This window comes from Pontibacter sp. CAU 1760, from assembly GCF_054482735.1.
Genome location: NZ_JBTLRL010000008.1, coordinates 34,021 through 54,553 on the forward strand (window position 1 = coordinate 34,021; position 20,533 = coordinate 54,553).

A 20,533-nucleotide genomic window follows, 5' to 3' on the forward strand; every position below is an offset into this window, starting at 1 on the left:
GAGCCGGAGCTTTTAGTTTGTATACCTTTTCAAGCCAGGGTATCAATCCACAATCTTGATGCTTGGCCTGTCTTCTATTTCCTGCTGCATCAGCTCCGGGTTGCCGGTTTTGAGAGTCGCAACCACTTGTTGCCCATTGTAGAGTGTCAGCAGGTCTCCCGTAATATTGTAAGCGGTAACCTGCCCGAGCACTTCCAACAGCTTGTTTTCGGTAGCCATGTCGGGGCAGGCCATCCGCGTCGAGCGTAGTTTTGAGAAACTCAGTTGTGTGCCGCTTAAGGTATAATTACCCAACAGGCGGTTACAGCCCGTGAAACCGCTCACGTCGTTCTCGTTTTCCTCTAAGCGCAGGTAAGCCGTTTTCATATCGTTTTGCATTTCCACTTCCTTCCCTTCCAGGGACAGCAACACCCAGTAGGCATCTTGAATGGTATCGCCTGCCGTGTCGCCCCGTCGGGGCTGCATGGTGCAGGCTGTTCCCACCATTATGAAAAGCAGCAATAAGGCTGTATAAAATTTGTCGGATAGCATCTTCATCGTATCAGTTCTTGGTTTTATAGCGAAAAATTGCCGGTGTAAGTGTGAGGTCAAATAGGCTTTAACAGCAAAAAGCCCACGTTGCGGTGGGCTTTTCGTAAAGTTCTATGCGAAGTTATCCCCGGTATTCTCCACTGCCATAACTGCTGATGGATGAGTGACTGGAGTAGTCGGGCCCTGAGAAACCGCTTCGTTTTTGTCGGCTGCTGGTGCGGTCGCCGTCGCTGTTAGACGGGCGGTCGCTGCCGTAGGACTGGCCACTGCCGGTGCGCTGTACGCGCCCACTGTAGCGGTAGTCATCGCGGTCTCTGCTGCTGTCTCGCCAGTTGTCATACTCCCGGTCACCTCTGCTTCCACGGTAATTGTTGTCTTCCGGGCTTCTGTCAAAGTCCGAGCGGTCGTAGTAGCTGTCCTCGGTGGCCATGTTGTAGCCCCGGTTACGGTCTGGGTTATAGGTTCGTCCCTCGTCGCGTCCAAAGTCGCGGTAGCGCTTGCCACTGCCGTGGTCCCCGTACTCATAGCTGTTATCCTGGCGGCTGTAGCGGTCGTTGCCCCTGTGGTCCCTGTCTGAGACGCGGTTGCTGTCGTAATGGTTATAGCGGTCGTTGTTGTCTCTCCAACCGGTGCCACGGGTGCGCTCATACCCACCGTTTCGCTCGTTGTCCATATAAGGGTTAGGGTCGCCGTAATGATACTCCTGATTGCTGCGGCCTCTATTACGTTCTGAACTTCGATCAGAGCCAAATCCGGAACTCTCTACATTGCGGTAGGCTGCATCTTCGTTGCGCATGCCGTAATAATTGCCCCGGTCGCTGTAGCGGTCGCGGTAATTCTCAAAGCTCTCTTCGTTATGGTCACGGAATCTGTTGCCGCTGCGGTTTTGCTGGTTTCTGATGTTGTCGTTATAATCTCTGTTGTCTCTTTCCATAGTGTTGTTCGCTTATGTATGTTAAAACTATGCTTTTTAACGAACCTGAGCGTTCAACGTTTTGATTTCATCAATTCTCTCTTTTATACTTGCTGTGATACATATCGTGTACCTCCACTATGCCTCAGGTCATTCAAAAGCATATAAACATGGCAGGTTTTCATTTCTTACAGGGAATTTTATCCACTAGAACGACGTTTGAACTTAGACTTGCAGGCACTAACCACCCTACATGGTAGTTGTTGTGCCTTTCCAAGCTATCAATACAAACTCCTGAAGCCCTGGTGAATTGCCGGGGCTTCGGTTTTTGGGTTCAGGGAGCAAACGAAAAAAGCGGAGCACCCTAAGCATGGGGCAACTCCGCTTTCTGTTTTTTATCTCTTGCTTCCTACTGCTTCATCGAAGTAGCCGTATTCACGGGCTTTTCAGCTTGCTTTTTGTACTTGTTGTCGAATTTTTCATACAGGTGCTTTTGCTTGTTGCTCAGGTCTACGGTACGGCCCTGTATGAATGCGTGCGTTACGTTGTTGGTGCGCATGTCCAGCAGATCGCCCTTCGACACCACCAGTGTGGCGTCTTTGCCTACTTCCACTGACCCTGCCTGCTTGTCGATACCGAGAATCTTGGCAGGGGCCAAAGTTACAGCGGCCAACGCCTGCTCCTTGTCCAAGCCATAGGCAGCGGCAGTGCCGGCTATAAACGGCAGGTTACGGATGCCATGGATGCTTAGGTCGTAGTCTAGCGCAAACGGTATACCTGCTTTCTGCAAAAGGTATGGTGTTTTGTAAGGCATGTCCACATCCTCACCGGCACGGCCTGGCAGCGCGTGCACTCCCGAGTAAATCACGGCAATGTTGTTTGCCTTCAGGAAATCCGTCACGGCCACCGCATCTCCGGCACCTACAATCACGACCTCTTTCACGCCATACTGCTTCACAAAGTTTACCGACTCGATGATCTCCTTGGCATAGTTGGTATGGATGTACAGCTTTTTTGTACCGTCAAACAAACCTGTCAGAGCAGCCAGTTTCAGGTTCTCGGTGTCGGGCTTGCTGGCTTTGTAAACCGATGCATCGCGCAGTAGTATGGCAAGATCTCTCAGCGTCTGCTCGCGGTTCTCGGCCATACGCTTCAGGCGGGTGTCGTTGCTATTGTTGTTGCCAAGGTCAAGCAGCATGTTCGGCCAGTTCAGGTGAATGCCCTCGTCAGCTTTTACCAAAGCATCTTCCCAGTTCCAGGCATCCAGCTGCACTACGGATGAAGAACCGGAAATAGTCCCGCCCACAGGTGTCAGCTGCGTCATCAATACGCCGTTGGTACGGATGGTCGGGATGATGTCGGAGTCAGTGTTGTAAGCGATGATCGAGCGCACGTTCGGGTTAAAGTCCCCTACCTCGCGCCAGTCGATGGTCGCCCGTACGCTTTCGACCTCATTCAAACCTAATGCCGAATTGGTATGAATCAAGCCGGGGTATACATGCTGGCCGGTCACGTCAATCACCTCATACCCTGCCAGGCTGGCACCGCTTTGCGGACCGGCGTATGTGATCTTGCCCTTATCGAACCCGATAGCGGCATTCTCTACCACCTGCCCGTTGCCCACATGCAGGGTAGCGCCTTTCAGCAACATGGGTTTGCTCTGCTTGGGTGCAGGCGCAGGCACCTGGGCCAAAGCCGGTAAACTCAGCAAAGCCGCAAAAGCCGCCGTTATATATATTCTTTTCAGTTTCATCCTATTTATTGTTGCAGTGCTGTATTGTTAAATTGTTGGCCCTTTTATAGCCCAACCATCTTTGTTAGTACAGCACTTTAGCCCTTAATCAATTTAACAATTAGTAAGCAAGGTAAGCTTCTTCCTCACCCATCTCCACTTCCTCGCAGTGCAGCACACGCGCTTTGCGGCTGGAAGGGGCTTGCGTCTTCGCTCCGCTGGCCTTCTCAGTGAGCATTTTCTGCACCAAGCGCATACGCTCCTGCTCCAACTGCTCACGCATCTGCTCGTCGCGCTCCAGGTCGTAGTAAGCCACACCGTCCACAAACGTCTTCAGCGGCTTGGCATAAATGGAGAGCGGGTGGTCGTTCCATAACACTACGTCAGCATCCTTGCCTGCTTTCAGGCTACCCATTCTATCGTCGAGGTGCATCAGCTTGGCAGGGTTTAAGGTTACCATCTTCAGGGCATCCTCTTCACTCACTCCGGCATACTTCACGCTTTTGGCAGCTTCCTGGTTCAGGCGGCGGGCCATCTCGGCATCATCCGAATTGATGGCCGTGACCACACCCACATTGTTCATGATACCGGCATTGTATGGGATGGCGTCTTTCACTTCCATCTTATATGCCCACCAATCCGAGAATGTGCCGGCTCCTACGCCGTGCTCCTTCATCTTATCAGCCACTTTATACCCTTCCAGGATGTGCGTGAACGTGTTCACCCGGAAACCCATTTCCTCGGCCACCTTCATCATCATGTTAATCTCAGATTGCACGTAGGAATGGCAGGTGATGTAACGCTTGTCGTTCAATATCTCTACCAAGGCATCCAGTTCCAGGTCGCGGCGCGGGGCGGCCGTTTTGGCCTGCGCACGCTTGCTCAGTTTGTTATACTCCTTCCAGGCCTGCTCATACTCCTTTGCACGTGTAAAAGCATCCACATATACCTGCTCCACACCCATTCTCGACTGCGGGAATCGGATGCTGTGCAGGTTGCTGCGGTTGGAATGCTTCACGTTCTCGCCCAGAGCAAACTTAATGAACCGGGCATCTTTGATCAGCATATCGTCGGCACTCTTGCCCCATCGTAGTTTCACCACCGCCGACTGCCCGCCAATCGGGTTAGCCGAACCGTGCAATAACTGCGTGGTGGTGACGCCCCCGGCCAATTGGCGGTAAATGTTGATGTCTTCCGGGTTCACCACGTCAGCCATGCGTACCTCGGCGGTAACAGACTGCGTGCCTTCGTTCACGCCATCCAGGGCAATGTGCGAGTGCTCATCAATAATACCTGGGGTAACGTGCTTGCCCGTGCCGTCGATGATGCGGGCACCGGACTCGCTCAGGTTCTTGCCGACTTTGGCTATCTTGCCGTTCTTTAACAGCACATCGGCATTTTCCAGCTTGCCTTCTTTCTCGTTCGTCCAAACTGTCGCGTTCCTGATCAGCACAGTTTCCTGCTTTGGCAACTCCGCTGCCCCAAACGACTGGAACGGGTAAATCATCTGCCCCAACACCACCGGCTTCTCGGTTTTGGTGCTGTCGGCTTTGGCCTTCTGGCTCATGGCCTCCGAGAAAACAGCCGCCCACTTTACTTGGGTCGCGTCTGGCAACTGCCCTTCGCCCTGCAGGTTTTTATCGGCCAGCCAACCACTTAGCCGGATGCTCTCGGCGCTCTTCCTGTCTTTCCCGAAAGAAAGCGTTACCAAGTTTCCTTTGAAAGTGATCTTGCCCTTCACGGTGTCCTGCGCCACTACTTTCAGCTCCGGCTTTTCGGGTGTTCCGCCAATCAGCAGTTTACGGTCCGACTGGTTCCCCACTTTCAGGGTATAAACGCCACGGTAATCGGTAGGCACCTCCGACACCTTGTATTGCTTGCCCTGTACCCAGTTCTCCAGAATCACGCCTTCTTTGGCAAACAGCTTATCGCTCGTAATGATAAAGTTGGCCAACATACCGTTTTGCAGGCTGCCCACTTTGTCATCGGCATTTAGCAATCTGGCAGGGGTGGCCGTCAGGGCTTTCAGCGCTTCTTCCTCCGACAGGCCATAGGCAATGGCTTTGCGCAGGTTAGGCAGAAAGTCTTTTTTATCTTTGAGGTCTGATGCGGTGAAGGCAATAGCGATACCTGCTTTTTGCAGCAAGGCTGGGTTGGCGGGGGCCATCTCCCAGTGTTTCATATCGCTCAGGTCCACACGGCGGGCATCAAACGGGTCTTCCACATTATAAGCATCCGGGAAGTTCAGCGACAGGATGATGGGTGCGTTGGTGGCTTTCACCTGCGGCAGCATCTGGTACTCGTCGCCTGCTCCTTTCATGATATACTGCTTGCCAAACTCATCGCCCACCTTGTCGGCGCGCAGCACGTTCAGCTTGTTCTCAGCCTCGAAAATCTGTGGATATTTGTTGGCCTCCGCAAAGGCCTTGAGGGAGATATTCTGCTCCTTCCCCGGGTTCTTAGCGTTCCACTGGGCATCCAAATACGTCTGGCGCAACAAAGCCACGGCTCCCATCAACGAGTTCGGGTAATCCTGTTTCGAAGAGCCCCGATCAAACGACAGTGCTCCAGCGGCTTTATCCAGTACAATAACCTGGTTCTCGCGTTCCTCAGCCAAAGTTACCAGCGCAGCCGTGCCGCGGGCAATGCCGTCGCGGTGCACCGACAGCACGGTGCCAAAACCCAGCTTCCGCAGCTCCTCGGCTTGTTTCTTATCTACTTTAAATAGCTCTACCGCATTGGTTTCAGGCCGGATGGCCTGGTTCCAGCTATAAGCGCCTTGCTTGTCGGTATCGGGGTGCGGAGCCGAGCCATACCCTATCCGCTCACTTTTTACCTCGGGCAGGCCGTAACTGGTGAACATATCCACCAAGCCAGGGTAAATGTGTTTGCCCTTGGCGTCTACTACCACCGCGCCGGCCGGCACTTTTATACCTGTTCCAACGGCTTGTACTTTACCGTCGCGGATAAGGAGGGTGGCATTGGGCAGGGTCGTCTTATAATCGGTATGTATGGTGGCGTTAGTGAAGGCCACCAGCCCGGCGCGTTCGTCGTAAACGCCATTGCGCGGGAAGGTATCCTGCGCCATCACGGTGCCCGCGCCCCAAGCCAGACAGGCTGCAAGGGTTAAAACTTTTCTCATGAAGTAATTGCTAAGGTGAGTAGGTGTGATTTGTTTACCAAATATAACCATGTTGGAACGTAGTTTCCAATCGGTTATAAGAATTTATGAGCATCACGCTAGCCCGGTACTAAACATGTAGAATGTAAAGCTTACTCTGATGGGCGTTGCAGCCATTGCTTAATAGTAATGCTAGCGTAAGATCAAAATAAATAACAGAAATGAAAGTGAGAACAGCAGTCGCAAAAAGTATGTGTTAGAGTTGTCTGTACTTTGTTGTGCTTAACTTTTTTATAAAATCCCTCAAAGGATTTTCAATAAATCTATACGCAAAAGCAGAAAGCAAAATCAGTGCAACGAGTCTGATGCAAAACCCTACTGTATCGTCTGTACCGTTTCGAAAAACTCCAAAATACTTCTCAAGTCTAGCGTCAGTTATAAATAGCCAAATTGGGTACTGAAGTAAATAAACTCCGAAGCTGATTTCTCCAAGGTATACAAACATATTTTTAGAGAAGCACTTCTGAATTCTACCCTCATTTTTAGAAATAAAATAAATTAAAGGAGCAAAAAGAATTGCTAGCAGTCCATTATGGTAATTTAAGCCGAAAGGATATTTCAAAGCTATAATAATAACACCGATGAGTAAGGTTATTAAAGCTGTGTTCAGCCAATCCGATATACCCTTGGTTGGGGTGTATAGAAACGCAAGTCCTGTTATGATTCCAATTAGAAATTCATTTAAATGGAGAATGGGAAGGTATAACATGTCATCTATAGTGTAATATGGAAGATGGATAACACTGTATAGTATGAGATGATATATTACCTGACTGCCTAACCAGAACAATAAAATCGATGAGGCAATGGCTTTAATACTATGTTTATTGATCAAATAGAATATAGCAGGGAAGCAAATGTAAAAGAACATTTCGACTGAGAGGGACCAACCGGGGTAATTTAAAGTCAGTGCCATATTGGAAGCCCAGGATTGAAGCATCGTAACATTTAAAAGCAATTCATAAAAGGGCATCTTATTAGAGAGTTCGGCTATCAGTATAAGTAAGATTGCAAAAATGTACAGTGGGTAAATTCTTGCAAACCTGTTAACCAAATATTGCCTCGTGTTGAATCCTTTCCGGTTATAGTAAACTATTGTCATTACAAAGCCAGACAGTATAAAGAAATAACTTACTCCTACATTTGCTTGCTCGAAGATGAATGACACCATTTTGTTGTTGAACAAAAAGCTCGTTCTGCCATAATGAAAAATCACTATGGAAATGGCAGCAATAAATCTTGTAAATGTTAGCTGTTCTATTCTCATTAAAAGATTGTAAATAAATAATTTAGGCTTGTTGAAATAAAAAGCAAAATGGTGGAAGCTTCAGCCATTTTCCTAACAACAATAACAATGGTAACAGACAAAACAGATAACTAAGGAATACATTAAATACTAATCAACACAAATTTAATACAATTATATTTGTATAGAAGTTGCTCAATTAAAAGGTAAAAGGTTTCGATGATTGATTATTTCTCATTGTGCTTAGTTTGTGTGATCAATGAATTGGGGCTAGGTGCTTTAAAGGCATAATCAACAGCAACATAATACATTAATAACCACACCACATCTAAAAAGTCAAACAAAAACCGCCTGAGAATAGCCTGTTCATAATCAATTTATGAACGCAAAGTCGCTCAACCAACTAGCTCAAAGGATATATTCTTACCTCAGGATTCCATCCCGCACGAAAACCTGACACACCCTAATTGCAGATGTTTCCCAGTTCGTTGAGTACCTGCTAAGGGTTCGGGCAAACATAGCACTGTCAAGGAATTAAAGGATATTACCCAATATTATAGAAGCAGAATATGCAAACCATTCCAGCTTTATAAGCTAAATAAAAACTAGCAAATGATGGGATACAACACCCCATTTTTTACAGCTGACACGCCAGCATTTAGACCTCATTAAATGCGTGGCCCCTATACGAACGCATGCGTATTGCGCTTAGACCTGCCAGCGACCAAGCTCAACAAGCCAAGATCCTCTCGTTGAATTCCTCCCACCTTTATTCCTGCTTGCTAACAAATGCTGAAAACAACCGCTTTTCACCGTGTAGATGACTTCGGTTTTTTATACAATCAATAGGGTTCTAATTGAATGATACAGGAACTTCGGAAGCTGCAAAATTGTATTTGTGTAAACATGCACATGTGTTCATGTTTCGTTAGAAGCACCCATTTATACCTTGTATGAGTAGCTTAAAAGTTAGAATTGAGCAGAGCAAACTGGAAAGGATAGCATACGTGCTCAAATGTATGGCTCACCCCCTACGCTTGAGCATCATCGATTTACTGGATCAACAGGAACGGCTTTCTGTCACTCAGTTGCAGGGAGTGCTGCAGATAGAGCAGTCGCTGCTCTCGCACCACCTCACCAGCATGCGTGACAAAAGCATTCTGGGTACCCAGCGCGAAGGCAAGAACATTTACTATTTCCTCCTGAACCAGGAAGACATCATGGCTTGCCTGAACAACTGCAGGGTGCTTTGATTCAAGTCAACCTTAATTTATTAGAGAACGACAAAAAGTATCCTTGCCAATTTAATTAACTTTACCTTATTCCCATTTGTGAATGCAAAGCTCTACCATGAAAACGACCGTCCTCTCCCTATTATTCCTTGGCCTGCTAAGTTGTGCAGCACCGCAGCAGCAGTTGCCTCCACAGGTGCAAATCCTGAACCCGGAGCAGTTTAAGGACCAGCGTATGGGCCGAAAAACCATGCTCGTGGACGTACGGACACCCGAGGAGTTTGCAGCTGGCCATCTGGATGGCGCCATCAACTCAGACTTTCGGGGAGGTGCCTTTGCAGAGGAGATCAAAGACTGGAACAAGAATAAGGTGTATTACCTCTATTGCGCTTCAGGCAACAGGAGCGGCAAAGCTTCTGAGCTGATGAAGGAGGCCGGCTTCAAACACATCTACAACATCGGCGGATTTCCGGCCCTGAAGGAAGCGGGCTTGCCAACCGAAGCTGGAAGCGAACAATAAGCAAGCAAAGGCGGGAATTTTGTAAAACCTCCCCTGCCCCACTGTGACTTCACGCCATCTTCCTGTATCTTAGATGCTGGATTGAAAAGGAAAGGGATATGCGCGTATTACATACATCGGACTGGCACCTGGGGCAGCGCCTCGTTAACCTCGAGCGAACCGAAGAACACCAATACTACCTCAACTGGCTGCTGCAAACCATTGAGCTGGAGCAGGTAGAGGTATTGCTGATGGCGGGCGATGTGTTTGATACCGGCACACCCTCCAACACTGCGCTTAAACTCTATTACGATTTCTTGCGGAGGGTATGCGCTACCTGCTGCCGGCACGTCATTATTACAGGGGGCAACCACGATTCTGTTTCTACGTTAAACGCTCCCCGCGAGCTGCTGGAGTGCTTTAACATTTATGTGGTAGGGGGAGCCAGCCAGAATCCGTTGGACGAACTTTTCGAATTAAAGAATGAGCAGGGTGAAGTAGAGCTGGTGGTATGCGCCGTGCCTTTCCTCCGCGACCGTGACCTGCGCCTATCTGTAGCCGGAGAGCACACCGAGCAGCGGGAGCAACGCCTGAAAGCTGGCATTGTAGCGCATTACGAGGCGTTTATACCCCACCTGCAACAATACAAGGCTCAGGCCATTGCCGTGGTAACTACCGGCCACTTGTTTGCGGCTGGCAGTTCTGCTTCTGACAGCGAGAAGGAGATACACGTCGGTAACCTTGGCCAAATTGGCGCCGACCAGTTCCCGAAAGCCTTTGATTACGTGGCGCTTGGGCATTTGCACCGGCCTCAAAAAGTAAACAACAGCCATCATATCCGGTATTCCGGCTCTCCTATTCCGCTCAGCTTCAGTGAGGTTACCGACAAAAAAGTAAATTATATCCTCGATTTCAAGGATGGAAAACTAGCTCATTTGCAGGAGCTTGAAATTCCTTGTCGCCGGAAACTCGTACGCTTTAAGGGTTCTCTGGAGCAAGTGAAGCAGCAGGTGCTGCTGTTTGACAATAGCGTCTATACCCTTCCTGCCTGGGCTGAGGTACAGTTAGAACTTGAGAGCCCCATACCTGGCATAAACCATCTAATCGAAGAAGTCTTCGCTTTGAAACCTGAGCTACAGCTGCTTATCCACCGACCGCCTATCCTGCAGAACGAGCGACAGACGCTGGCCCAGCAGGTGCACGAGGAGGTTGACTTGCATTTGCTTCGTGAACAGGAAGTTTTCCGGAAACGCTGCGAAAGCACATACCCTAATCTCGACCATACGGAGCTGATGGCCACTTTTTCTGAACTGCTCGAACTGATAGAACAGGAAAAAGAGAGTTAGCTTTTACCATACACAGCTTCCTTTTCAAGATTTATACCCCTTAAAAATTTGCTCCGCCAGTAGCAGTACCTATCTACAACTACCGGTAAACCCTACATCGCCAGGAAAAACAAGCCCATGAAAATCCTCTCTGTCCGTTTCCAGAACCTCAACTCGCTGAAAGGTGAGCACGAAATCCGCTTCGACCAAAGCCCTTTGGCGGATGCAGGTTTGTTTGCCATTACGGGGCAGACTGGTGCCGGCAAAACCACTATTCTAGATGCCATTACGGTTGGTTTATACGGGTTAGTGCACCGGCACAACAACGACAGTCCCCTTGAGTTGATGACGCGACATACAGCGGAGTCCTTTTCGGAGGTAGAGTTTGAGGCGAATGGAGTACGGTACCGCTCTAAGTGGCATATCCGCCGCAGCCGGGGCAAGGTGGAGGGAAACATGCGCCCGGTGCACATGGAACTCTGTGACCTAGCCGATGAAAAACCCTTCGACCTCAAACCCAGTCAGGTCCCGAACAAAGTAGCGGAACTTTGCGGGTTGGATTATAGCCAATTCCTGCGTTCGGTGATGCTGTCGCAAGGCGATTTCGCCCGTTTCCTGAAAGCCAACCCCAACGAGCGCAGCAGCTTGCTGGAGAAAATTACGGATACCGGCATTTACTCTGAGATCTCAAAAGCCGCCTATACTAAATCCAGAACAGAGCGGCAATTGCAGGAGGACCTGGAGCGCCGCCTGCAGGATAACCAACTACTGCCTGAGGAACAGCGCCAGGCCTACGCGCAAAGCGTAGCAGAAGTGCAGGAGCGGGAAACGGCGTTGCAGCAAGAGATTGCTGATTTGCAGGCACAGGTACAGTGGCTACAACAACTCGCGCAGCTGCAAACAAAAAAGGAGCAGCACGAACAGTCGCTTCAGGTGCAGGAGCAAAAGCTTACCCAACTGCAACCCGAGTTCCGGAAGCTCCAACAGCACGAACAAGCCTATCAATACGCCGGCGAGCTGGCAGAGATCCGAAGCGCCGAAGGCAAGGTGCAAGAGGTAAAAGCCCAGTTGCTCACCCTTGAAAGCCAGTTACCCACCCTGCAACAGGAATTGGAGCAAGCCAGTGCAGCGGCAGCGGCGGCGGCAAATGCGCACATGCAACAGGAGAAGTCCTTGCAGGAGCTAGAGCCCCTGCTCGCGCAGGTAACCCAGCTCGACCATCAGCTCCAAAGCATCCGGGAGCATTATACACAGGAGAAAACCGCCTATGTGCAGTTTGGCGAAACCCTGCAACAGGAACAAACCCAACTGCAAGCGCGGCAGCAACACCTGGCTACGCTCACTACACAAGCCACTGCCATAAAAACGTGGCTGGAGGAAAAGCAGCGTTTCCAGGACCTTAACGAGCATTTGCCAGAGTTGAAAGGTACTGTTAGAGCCCTACAGGAAGCATCGCAGCGGATGCTACGCCTAAAAAAGGATACGCAACAACTCACCACCTTGCAGGCAGAAGATGCAAAGCAACAAACGCGTTTGCAGAAATCGCTACAGGCGCACGACACGCAGTTAAAAGACCTGGCTACGCAAAAGCAAGAACAACTTACCGTATTACAAAACCTGCTTGCTGACAGAACACTGGATGACCTGGAAGCATCTGCCCAAGCGCAGCCCCTGCTGCTGGCCCGCCTCGAAAAGCTTTCTGAGTTTGCCAAGCAACATGCCCAACATACCCTGCGGCATACGACTCTTATCGCACAACATACCCATCTGCAAACTGCTATCACCACAAAATCAAGTGAGATAATTGGGTATAAGCAACAGCAGCAGACCGCATCTGAGCGCCTCGAGGATTTGCAGAAACTGGTACTATTGCAGCAGCAAATTCAAAAGTATGAGGAGGCACGCCATGCCTTGCAACCGGATGCGCCTTGCCCCTTGTGCGGCTCACAGCATCATCCTTTCGTGGAGGGAGGTTATACCCTGAATCTGCCAGAGGAAGTCCTTAAACGCGATAAGCAACAAGCACTGGTTAATGAACTGCTCCAGACAATACAGCACCTCGAGTTGCAGCACAACACTTTACAGCAGGAGCAGAAAGCCAATACTGCCCTTAAAGCCGAACTAACCCAGGAATTAACACGTCTGCAGAAGACTTTTGCGGAAACTTCGGCGGAGACAGGGCTTTCGATCGAGGATACTGCGGCTGTAGAGCAGCAACTGGACGCGCAACGGCAAGCTATCGGGCAATTACAGCATACCCTTACCCAGGCCAGGCAAACGGGGCGTGCCCTCGAGCAGCTGAACAACCAGTTACAGCAGCGCCGGGAGGAGCAGTTACGCGCGCAGGCACAACGCGACAAGCTGGAGCAGGCGGTATCCATTCGAGGCGAGCAGTTAAGCAAACTGAAGACCGACCTGCAGGATGAGGCCGAGCAGGCCCAAACCCATACCGGGTTCATCACCTCATTTGCATTAAGCTACGGCTATACCTTTGATCCTGAGAATCCCCTGAAACTAGTGGAGGAATTGAGCCATCAGGCCAGTTTGTACCTACAGCAGCACAATGCCCTGCAGCTAATGCGCGAGGAATATGCGCAGGTAAATACAGAAGTAAAACACCTGCAGGCAAGGCTGGACGAAAAAGAAGCGGGACTTGCCAAACGCCAGGAGACCTTAAAACAGGAACACGCCAAACTTACAGCGCTAAAAGAGACGCGTGAGGAGCTTTTTGGCACTAAACAACCGCAGCAGGAACGCCAAACCGCCCAACAAACGCTGCGTACCAGAGCCACAGCGGCAGAGGATGCCCGAACACATTTCCTGCAAAAGCAGCAGGAACTTCGCGAAACCCGCTTACGGCAAACAGAGTGCACAACTACCCATCAAAAAACTAAATCATTGCTGGACAGCTTATGTGAGGGGCTAAAGCAGGCAATTCAGCCGAAGGGCATCGCTACCATCGAGGCGCTTACCCAGATGCTGCTTGACCGGGATGAGGCCGAAAGACTGGCGAACCTGAAAGCTCAGACGGAAAAACACCTGACAGAGCTTCGGAAAAGTCTGCTCGACGTGCAACACGAACTGGCAGCCATGCAGGAGCAGAACTTAACTTCTGACAGCGTTGAAGCCTTACAAATAGCATTGGCAGAGAAGTCGTCGCAGCAGCGTGAATTGATTGCCCAGCGCGCCCGCACGCAGCAACTCTTGGATCAGGATGCGGCCCAGCGCGAAAAGCACGCCGCCTTAGCGCTCCAACTCCATACCCAAAGGCAGGTCTGTCACCGCTGGGCGCAGTTAGCAGAGCTGATTGGGTCGGCAGATGGCAATAAATTCAGCCGCTTTGCGCAGGGCCTGACGCTAGCCCGCCTCGTGGAATTGGCTAACCAGCACTTGCTGAAACTCAACGACCGCTACCGTATCCTCAAATCTTCGAAAGAGGATTTAGAATTGTTGATCGTGGACACGTACCAGGCAGAAGCCATCCGGCCAATGAACACGCTTTCCGGCGGCGAAAGCTTCCTGGTTAGTCTGTCGCTCGCCCTGGGGCTCTCCGACCTTGCCGGTCGCCGTACCCAAATTAACTCCTTGTTCATCGACGAAGGCTTTGGCACCCTGGATGCGGACACTTTGGATGCCGCCATCACAACCCTGGAAAACCTGCAGGCAAGCGGAAAAACCATTGGCATTATCTCACACGTCGAAGCACTGAAAGACCGCATCAGCACGCAAATCAAGGTTCGGAAGAAGGCAGGGGGTGTAAGCACCCTGGAAGTGGTGGGCTGGTAAGCCGCTGAAAATGCTGCACCAAAATCTAATTATGCTTATCTTCCGGTTTGAAATTCAGAACTGATTTTAATTTTTTGTCAACTTAGAACTCAACAAGATGAAAAACGCTATGTATAAACTCGCCTTCGTGCTATGCCTTTTTTTAACTGCATCGTGCAGCCAGAATGTAGAAGAAGAGACAATCGAAACCGAAACAACCGAGGCTACGATGGACCAGGATACCAGCACAGTAAGCAAAGAGGTTCCAAAATCACTGCAGGCACACTAGAACATTTCGTGCTCTACCATACAGCGCCTTTGTTCATCATTGCATGAACAAAGGCGCTGTTCCTGTTTAAGAAGCTTCTTAGCTCTAAATGAAAGCGGTGACCCAAGTGGAATCGGGTCACCGCTTTTACAATTTAGCTTTCTTAGATCCTGTCTCCTGCATTGCTGCGACAGCGCCGAGCTCCTGAGTTTATCGAATCAGTAGTTTGACAAGTTTACTTTCAGTATCAGTCTGTGCTCTTATCAGGTATACACCTTTGCTCAAGTTGTTTATCGGCAGCTCCAGCTTGGCAACCCCGCTACGGTCAGTTACATCTGCTTTTGTCTGGATGTGTCTCCCCATTGCATCGTGCATAGTTACCCGTACCGATTGCCTGGCGGCAAAACCATTCAGCTCCACCTGCACCTTTTCCCCTCCTGTGGGGTTGGGGTACACTGCTAAACCAGGAATTGAACCAAGTTCTTGGATTTGGGCTGCTTGTGCGGTTTCAAAACTATTTTCTGGCGCCTCATATGCAATCACCAGGTAATTCGTCCCGGCGCCTGCTGCTGGGCTGGCCAGGTTTCCCCCAAAAGACACCGTGCCTGCCAGGAAATTTCGGCTGTATAGCTTCAGCGAGCTGATGCTGCCGTCGGTCACGCCCAGCACATCTGCTTCCTGCTTCCAGCCGCTGAGCCAGGCGGGCAGCGCCGTGGCCCGCGGGTCGTAGGCCACATACAGCCGGGCGTCGCGCGAGAGCTCCAGGCGCATCACCTCGGAGGCCTTGCTGGCCTTATCACTGTTGGGCGTCCGGACAAAAGGAGCCCCCCGCAGGTAGGCCGGCACCGCGGTCACTTCATAGCTGCGGTCGGTGTAATGCTGCACCCCGGTGGCAAGCTTCGCCAGCACATAGCTGCGGCCAGTTATACTGGTTACGCTCTTTACCAGGTCTACTGGTTTAGGAATCTCCTCAAACAGTGCTGTCACTACTTTATCTGCGTCCATCAATACCACAGCAGTGTCGCTTAAGGTTCCGGCTGCTGCTCCGCCCCAACCTGCAAAACGGTAGCCGAAAGCGGGTGTAGCAATTAGCGTCACATTGCTACCGCTTCTAAAGGTGGTTTGGTTTGGCGATTTACTGACTGTGCCTTCCCCTGTTTTTGTAACAGAAAGGGTATACCACGGCACAACTGTTCCTTGCGCTTCATGAGCGATGACAATATAACCGGTACCGGCGCCTGCTGCAGGGCTGGCCAGGTTGCCTCCCAGAGACACCGTGCCTGCCAGGAAATTTCGGCTGTATAGCTTCAGCGAGCTGATGCTGCCGTCGGTCACGCCCAGCACATCTGCTTCCTGCTTCCAGCCGCTGAGCCAGGCGGGCAGCGCCGTGGCCCGCGGGTCGTAGGCCACATACAGCCGGGCGTCGCGCGAGAGCTCCAGGCGCATCACCTCGGAGGCCTTGCTGGCCTTATCGCTGTTGGGCGTCCGGACGAAGGGTGCTTCCTGCAAATAGGCCGGCACCGCGGTCACTTCATAGCTGCGGTCGGTGTAATGCTGCACCCCGGTGGCAAGCTTCGCCAGCACATAGCTGCGGCCAGTCAACGACGTGACGCTCGTTATGAGATTTGTTGCGTGATTGGCAGGCTCAAAAATAGCCGTTATTTCCTTGTCACTGTCCATTACAAGCTTGATTGTCTCTGTGGTGTCACTAACACCGCTCCATCCCGCAAAACGGTAGCCAAATACAGGCGTTGCAGTAAGTGTTACCAGGCTGCCATGTTTATATGTGCTCTGCTCCGGAGATTTCACGACTGTCCCTTCTCCTTCCGATGCTATGGACAGGGTATGGTATAGGATAGTCCCGTATGGTTTCACGTTCCGCACCGCTACCACCATGTCCTGGTAATCCAAGCCGTCTCTGCCCGATTCAATGGCTACGGCATAGGCATTCGGGACAGCTGTGCTATCGGTGTTTTTGAGTTTGTAGACTCTGACATGATGCGGTAAGGCTTCGGTAAACGTGTTAAGGGTATCCTGGCCATATAGGCGGTGGCTTCCGGCCGCAGACCATTTAGCGTATATGCCGAAGGACAGCGTATCCGGCTCAAATGAAACCGCTCCGACAGGTTGCACCGCTACCGTCTGGAAATCCTTGCCTTCCACTTGGAAAAGCTCTTTTGCTGTCAAGGTGTCGCCGCTCAGGTGCCAGCCGAACGAGGCTATGTTACCGGTGCTCGCCTCTCCGAAAACAGCCAGCGGTTCTACAGCAACCGGCGCATTCAACGCCCGCTGGAATCTCTTGACATCTACTTCCTCCCCAAGCAGCAACTGACTGGCATTAGTGCTGTGGATGATCTTGGTGGTTTTATCATCATCCCCTACCTTAACATCATACCCATGCACATCAAATATTTGCTGCAAAGATGGTTCGTTATCCCCACCGATACCTTTTGTACCCAGGCCATTCAATTGGATTTCCTGGTTAGGGCTATTAGCAAAACTCAAGCTTACCTTAGCTTTTTTGATGCCAATTGCGGTCGGATGAAAGGCAACATTAAAGGTGATGGCGCTATTCGGTGCAAGCGTTACGGGTGCCCCTACACTGGCTGCTGGTACGCCGATTAGCTTAAACTGCTCTTGATCGGCACCTGCCATTGCAATGCCTGTGAGGTACAGGTCTTCATCTCCGCTGTTGCCAACGGTAATGGTTTTATTCTTACCGGGTTCTCCCCCCGCAACGTCGTTATCCACTATCTTGAGCGGACTTACCGTCGCTATTGCTCCCGGATCCGAGGCATCTTTCACCCGGAGTAGCGTGATCTGCGAGCTCTTATCCGGGATATTGTTCCAGTTGAACTCGATGACATACAAATTTCCTGTATTCACATCCTCTATTATGTCCAATGGGTTTGTCAGGCCCGAGAGCCCAACTATGCCTCCTGCCCCTGCTCCACTGTAAGAACGCACAATATCATACATGCTATCATCCTCAATCGTGATGGAAGAGTCTTTTGTCCTTGCCCCAGGCTCTAGCACAAGGACATCGCTCCCCCCGCTAAAGCGGCAAACCAGCAGCATTCCTTTCAGCTTACCGCCAAATGCCTCGCTCTTATATTCTATAACCCCATTTGGCGATACATTGAACTCAAAATTATAGGCTGCATCTCTGAAGTTAAAGTCTGGCTGCACATTACCAATGTACTTTGAGTTATCCAGATAGCCCCGAAATGACACATACTCGCCACGCAGCGGGTTAGGGTGCCCAAAATATCCTACAGGCTTCTGCGGGTTTGCCCGGAACAGCCAATCGCGCTGTACATTCACGCTGGAAGTGCCCGGCACAACTGGCCCGTTGTAAAAGGAGCCGTCAGGTCTTCTGGTACCTGCAACAGAGGCGGGTGTCACGCCCCCAGCCGCAGACCCGTTAGTAGGAAGGTATAACTGCCCGTTGCTATGCCACAGAAGGTCGTAGGCGTTGCGCACACCAGAGGCATAAATTGTCAGCGGAGCGTTGCTTGCGTACGGGTTATACGTGCCGTCAGACATCCTCACGAGGTTTTCAGGAGCACTGTTAATCAGTGCCTGGTCGTTCGTTGTCATCACATCCAGGGGTAGCGTGAAACTGGCTAGCTTAGCCAAATCCAGCCGGAGCACTGCAGCAGAAAGCAGGCTCTCATCGCGCTGCCAGGCTCTGTCATAGGCGCCCATAGAGCTGTTGCTCCCCTGATTAAAGTACAATGCGCCGTCAGGGCCAAATGCGATGCTGTTGACTAAATGGTCTTTTGCTGACCGCGGCAACTTCGTAAGCACAAGCTGCTCCTGCTCCAGGTTAGCCCCTGTGAGGTATGAGAGATTCCCATCAAACGCCGGAGCGCTGGACAGGACTGCCGAGCAATGGGAAACCCACACTTTTAAGTTGGTGGGCGTGGAGGAAGGGTCGAAGGTAAAGCCGATGGCGGATCGTTGCCCATACTTTGTCACTAACGTCTGGATTTCCTCCATGTTATCAAGTGTCCCATCTGGGTTGATGGTGAAGCGCTCCACCACTCCACTCAGGCGCAGGGCATAAAACTTCCCGTCCGGGCCAATAGTAACGGTAGAATACTGTTTGCCCACAGTGCTCGGTATCACAATTTTTTTGAAGCCCACGTCTGACAAATCTGTAGGCGGCGCTATCTTTTTAGATCCGGTGGTAAAAGTAGCTTCGTAAGGCAGAAACGGTATGCCTCCGTGTGCCTGCACGCCGGCTGTAATCACAAAGAGGTAGGTAGAGTTGGGTTCTAGCTCAAATTCAGGAGAAAATGAGATCGCATCTCCACCGCCTGTTCCCTGAACCGTGCCCAGCACCTCCGTTGTGTCGGTGCCAGCCAACTTAAGCAGCTTCACTGTTGATGTAGTCAGGGTGCTGTTATCCACTCCACCCAACGATCCTTCTACGTCTGGCACATAAAGGTTATTTGCAGAGATGCTCACAGTGCTGATACTCACGTTGGTAGCACCGTATGCCGGCGACGATGATACAACAAAGGGCTGGTTATCACCTCCCTCCAGTACATGAACCTTCACGCTGAAAGTACCACTGGTATACCCCTGGGCTGCAGCGGTGACTGTGGCAGAATAAAGGCCGCCCGGCAATTGCATAGCATCTGCATAATTGAAGGTTACGTTCGGCTCGCTGCTCATGTGCGTGCTGTCAAAGCTGAGCCAGCCCTGTGCTGAAGGCTGGTCATAAACAGCAGATAACGCATACTTCACATCACCTCTATACCTTGTGTTACTGATATCGAGCGAGAAGCTGGTGCTAGATCCGGCTTTGCCTTTTTCTAGCACAAAGTCCTGGGTTGTCGCCGACCAGAAAATACTGGGCGTAACAGGTATTATGTGGGCGGTGTTGATTTTCGTGTTCGTCCCGCCATCAGCGTTTATAGTAAGATGGCCATCCGACACGTATACCTGTGCCGTAGCCGTTTTGAACCTGGTCAGCTCACCTGCCAGGCCGTAAGGCACAAATCCGGTGATCACTTTCAGGCCCTCAATGTTGATGCTATGGCTTTCGGGGTCTTTGTTAACAGACCCATCACCCACCGTAACCGTGATGTTGTACATCCCGATAGGTACCTCTATTTCCCAGTAGCCTTCCACAGGCATACCATTAAACGATCCGCTAACGTCATCTGCCTGCATGTGCATCAGGGTGGCCAAAAGCACATCGGCCGGAGTTTTACGGTTACGGCCATTACCAGGTACGCTTCCTCCTATCGACAAATCGAGCAGGCTATTTGTGGCTCGGTTCCTCCAACCGTATTTCAAGCTCTTTCCCTCAAAAGGGGCTGACTGTACACCAAATGCTTGTCCATAGTCTTTCAACCAGCCCGGCGGAGGTGTGGATTTCGGATCCTGGAAATTGACTTTGATATCCTGGCTAAAAGCAAAATTACCTTGGAAGAAGCTAGCGAAACTTAACATGAAAAGCGTGGCTAACAGTTTAAGTATGCTCGGTAAATGGCGAGATGTGGGGATTTGTTTCATTTTAATAGCGCAAAAAGGGGGCGTAGACAATATTTGTATAAGTAGGATGATCTCATGTCTAAGGCGTGATCTCTTAACAGATGTTGTACTATGCCACTACCAAGAGCCAGATCGAATACTGCTTAATAATATTTAACTAACTGTTTGAAAATAAATCCAGGTGACTACATGCATTAATACCTGGGGCTAAAACTGATTAATGTATTTGAAATGCAATTTAACTGATTTAAGTTAAATATTTTATATGCTTTATACTAAAATACCGCAGTTTGGTTCTATATAATATGAAGGATATTGTGAAATTGTTTCTTA

The 20,533-nt window shown here is 50.5% G+C and carries 11 protein-coding genes; 5 read left to right on the forward strand and 6 right to left on the reverse strand.

Annotated features, from left to right (window positions below):
* Nucleotides 1–42: 42 nt before the first annotated feature.
* The 5 genes from ACXYMU_RS12600 to ACXYMU_RS12620 all read right to left on the reverse strand — a co-directional run bounded on the left by ACXYMU_RS12600 (nt 43) and on the right by ACXYMU_RS12620 (nt 7,624).
* On the reverse strand, nt 43–537 hold the full coding sequence (locus ACXYMU_RS12600; RefSeq protein ID WP_458986756.1) for an META domain-containing protein: 495 nt from the start codon (nt 535–537) through the stop codon (nt 43–45).
* A gap of 115 nt (nt 538–652) precedes the next feature.
* Nucleotides 653–1,465: a hypothetical protein gene (locus tag ACXYMU_RS12605; protein WP_458986757.1), complete on the reverse strand. Its 813-nt coding sequence runs from the start codon at nt 1,463–1,465 to the stop codon at nt 653–655.
* Between the two features lie 388 nt (nt 1,466–1,853).
* Nucleotides 1,854–3,197, reverse strand: coding sequence for an amidohydrolase family protein (locus tag ACXYMU_RS12610; protein ID WP_458986758.1), 1,344 nt, complete (start codon nt 3,195–3,197; stop codon nt 1,854–1,856).
* A 100-nt stretch (nt 3,198–3,297) separates the two neighbouring features.
* Entirely contained in the window at nt 3,298–6,318 is a 3,021-nt protein-coding gene (locus tag ACXYMU_RS12615) for an amidohydrolase family protein (RefSeq protein WP_458986759.1), read from the reverse strand.
* A gap of 235 nt (nt 6,319–6,553) precedes the next feature.
* Nucleotides 6,554–7,624, reverse strand: a complete 1,071-nt coding sequence (locus ACXYMU_RS12620; RefSeq protein ID WP_458986760.1) for an acyltransferase family protein — start codon at nt 7,622–7,624, stop codon at nt 6,554–6,556.
* A gap of 932 nt (nt 7,625–8,556) precedes the next feature.
* On the opposite strand from ACXYMU_RS12620, the gene ACXYMU_RS12625 reads away from it, so the two are divergent.
* The 5 genes from ACXYMU_RS12625 (at nt 8,557) to ACXYMU_RS12645 (ending at nt 14,713) form a co-directional block, all read left to right on the forward strand.
* Nucleotides 8,557–8,856, forward strand: coding sequence for an ArsR/SmtB family transcription factor (locus tag ACXYMU_RS12625; RefSeq protein ID WP_458986761.1), 300 nt, complete (start codon nt 8,557–8,559; stop codon nt 8,854–8,856).
* Nucleotides 8,857–8,953: 97 nt separating this feature from the next.
* Entirely contained in the window at nt 8,954–9,355 is a 402-nt protein-coding gene (locus ACXYMU_RS12630; protein WP_458986762.1) for a rhodanese-like domain-containing protein, read from the forward strand.
* A gap of 98 nt (nt 9,356–9,453) precedes the next feature.
* Nucleotides 9,454–10,680 carry an exonuclease SbcCD subunit D C-terminal domain-containing protein gene (locus ACXYMU_RS12635; RefSeq protein ID WP_458986763.1) on the forward strand — a complete coding sequence of 409 codons (1,227 nt, stop codon included), beginning with the start codon at nt 9,454–9,456 and terminating at the stop codon, nt 10,678–10,680.
* A gap of 117 nt (nt 10,681–10,797) precedes the next feature.
* Nucleotides 10,798–14,445 carry an AAA family ATPase gene (locus ACXYMU_RS12640; protein ID WP_458986764.1) on the forward strand — a complete coding sequence of 1,216 codons (3,648 nt, stop codon included), beginning with the start codon at nt 10,798–10,800 and terminating at the stop codon, nt 14,443–14,445.
* 97 nt (nt 14,446–14,542) lie between these two features.
* A complete protein-coding gene (locus tag ACXYMU_RS12645; protein ID WP_458986765.1) occupies nt 14,543–14,713 on the forward strand; it encodes a hypothetical protein in 171 nt (56 codons plus the stop codon).
* A gap of 189 nt (nt 14,714–14,902) precedes the next feature.
* On the opposite strand, the gene ACXYMU_RS12650 is transcribed toward ACXYMU_RS12645, so the two are convergent.
* On the reverse strand, nt 14,903–19,957 hold the full coding sequence (locus ACXYMU_RS12650) for an InlB B-repeat-containing protein (RefSeq protein ID WP_458986766.1): 5,055 nt from the start codon (nt 19,955–19,957) through the stop codon (nt 14,903–14,905).
* Nucleotides 19,958–20,533 lie beyond the last annotated feature (576 nt).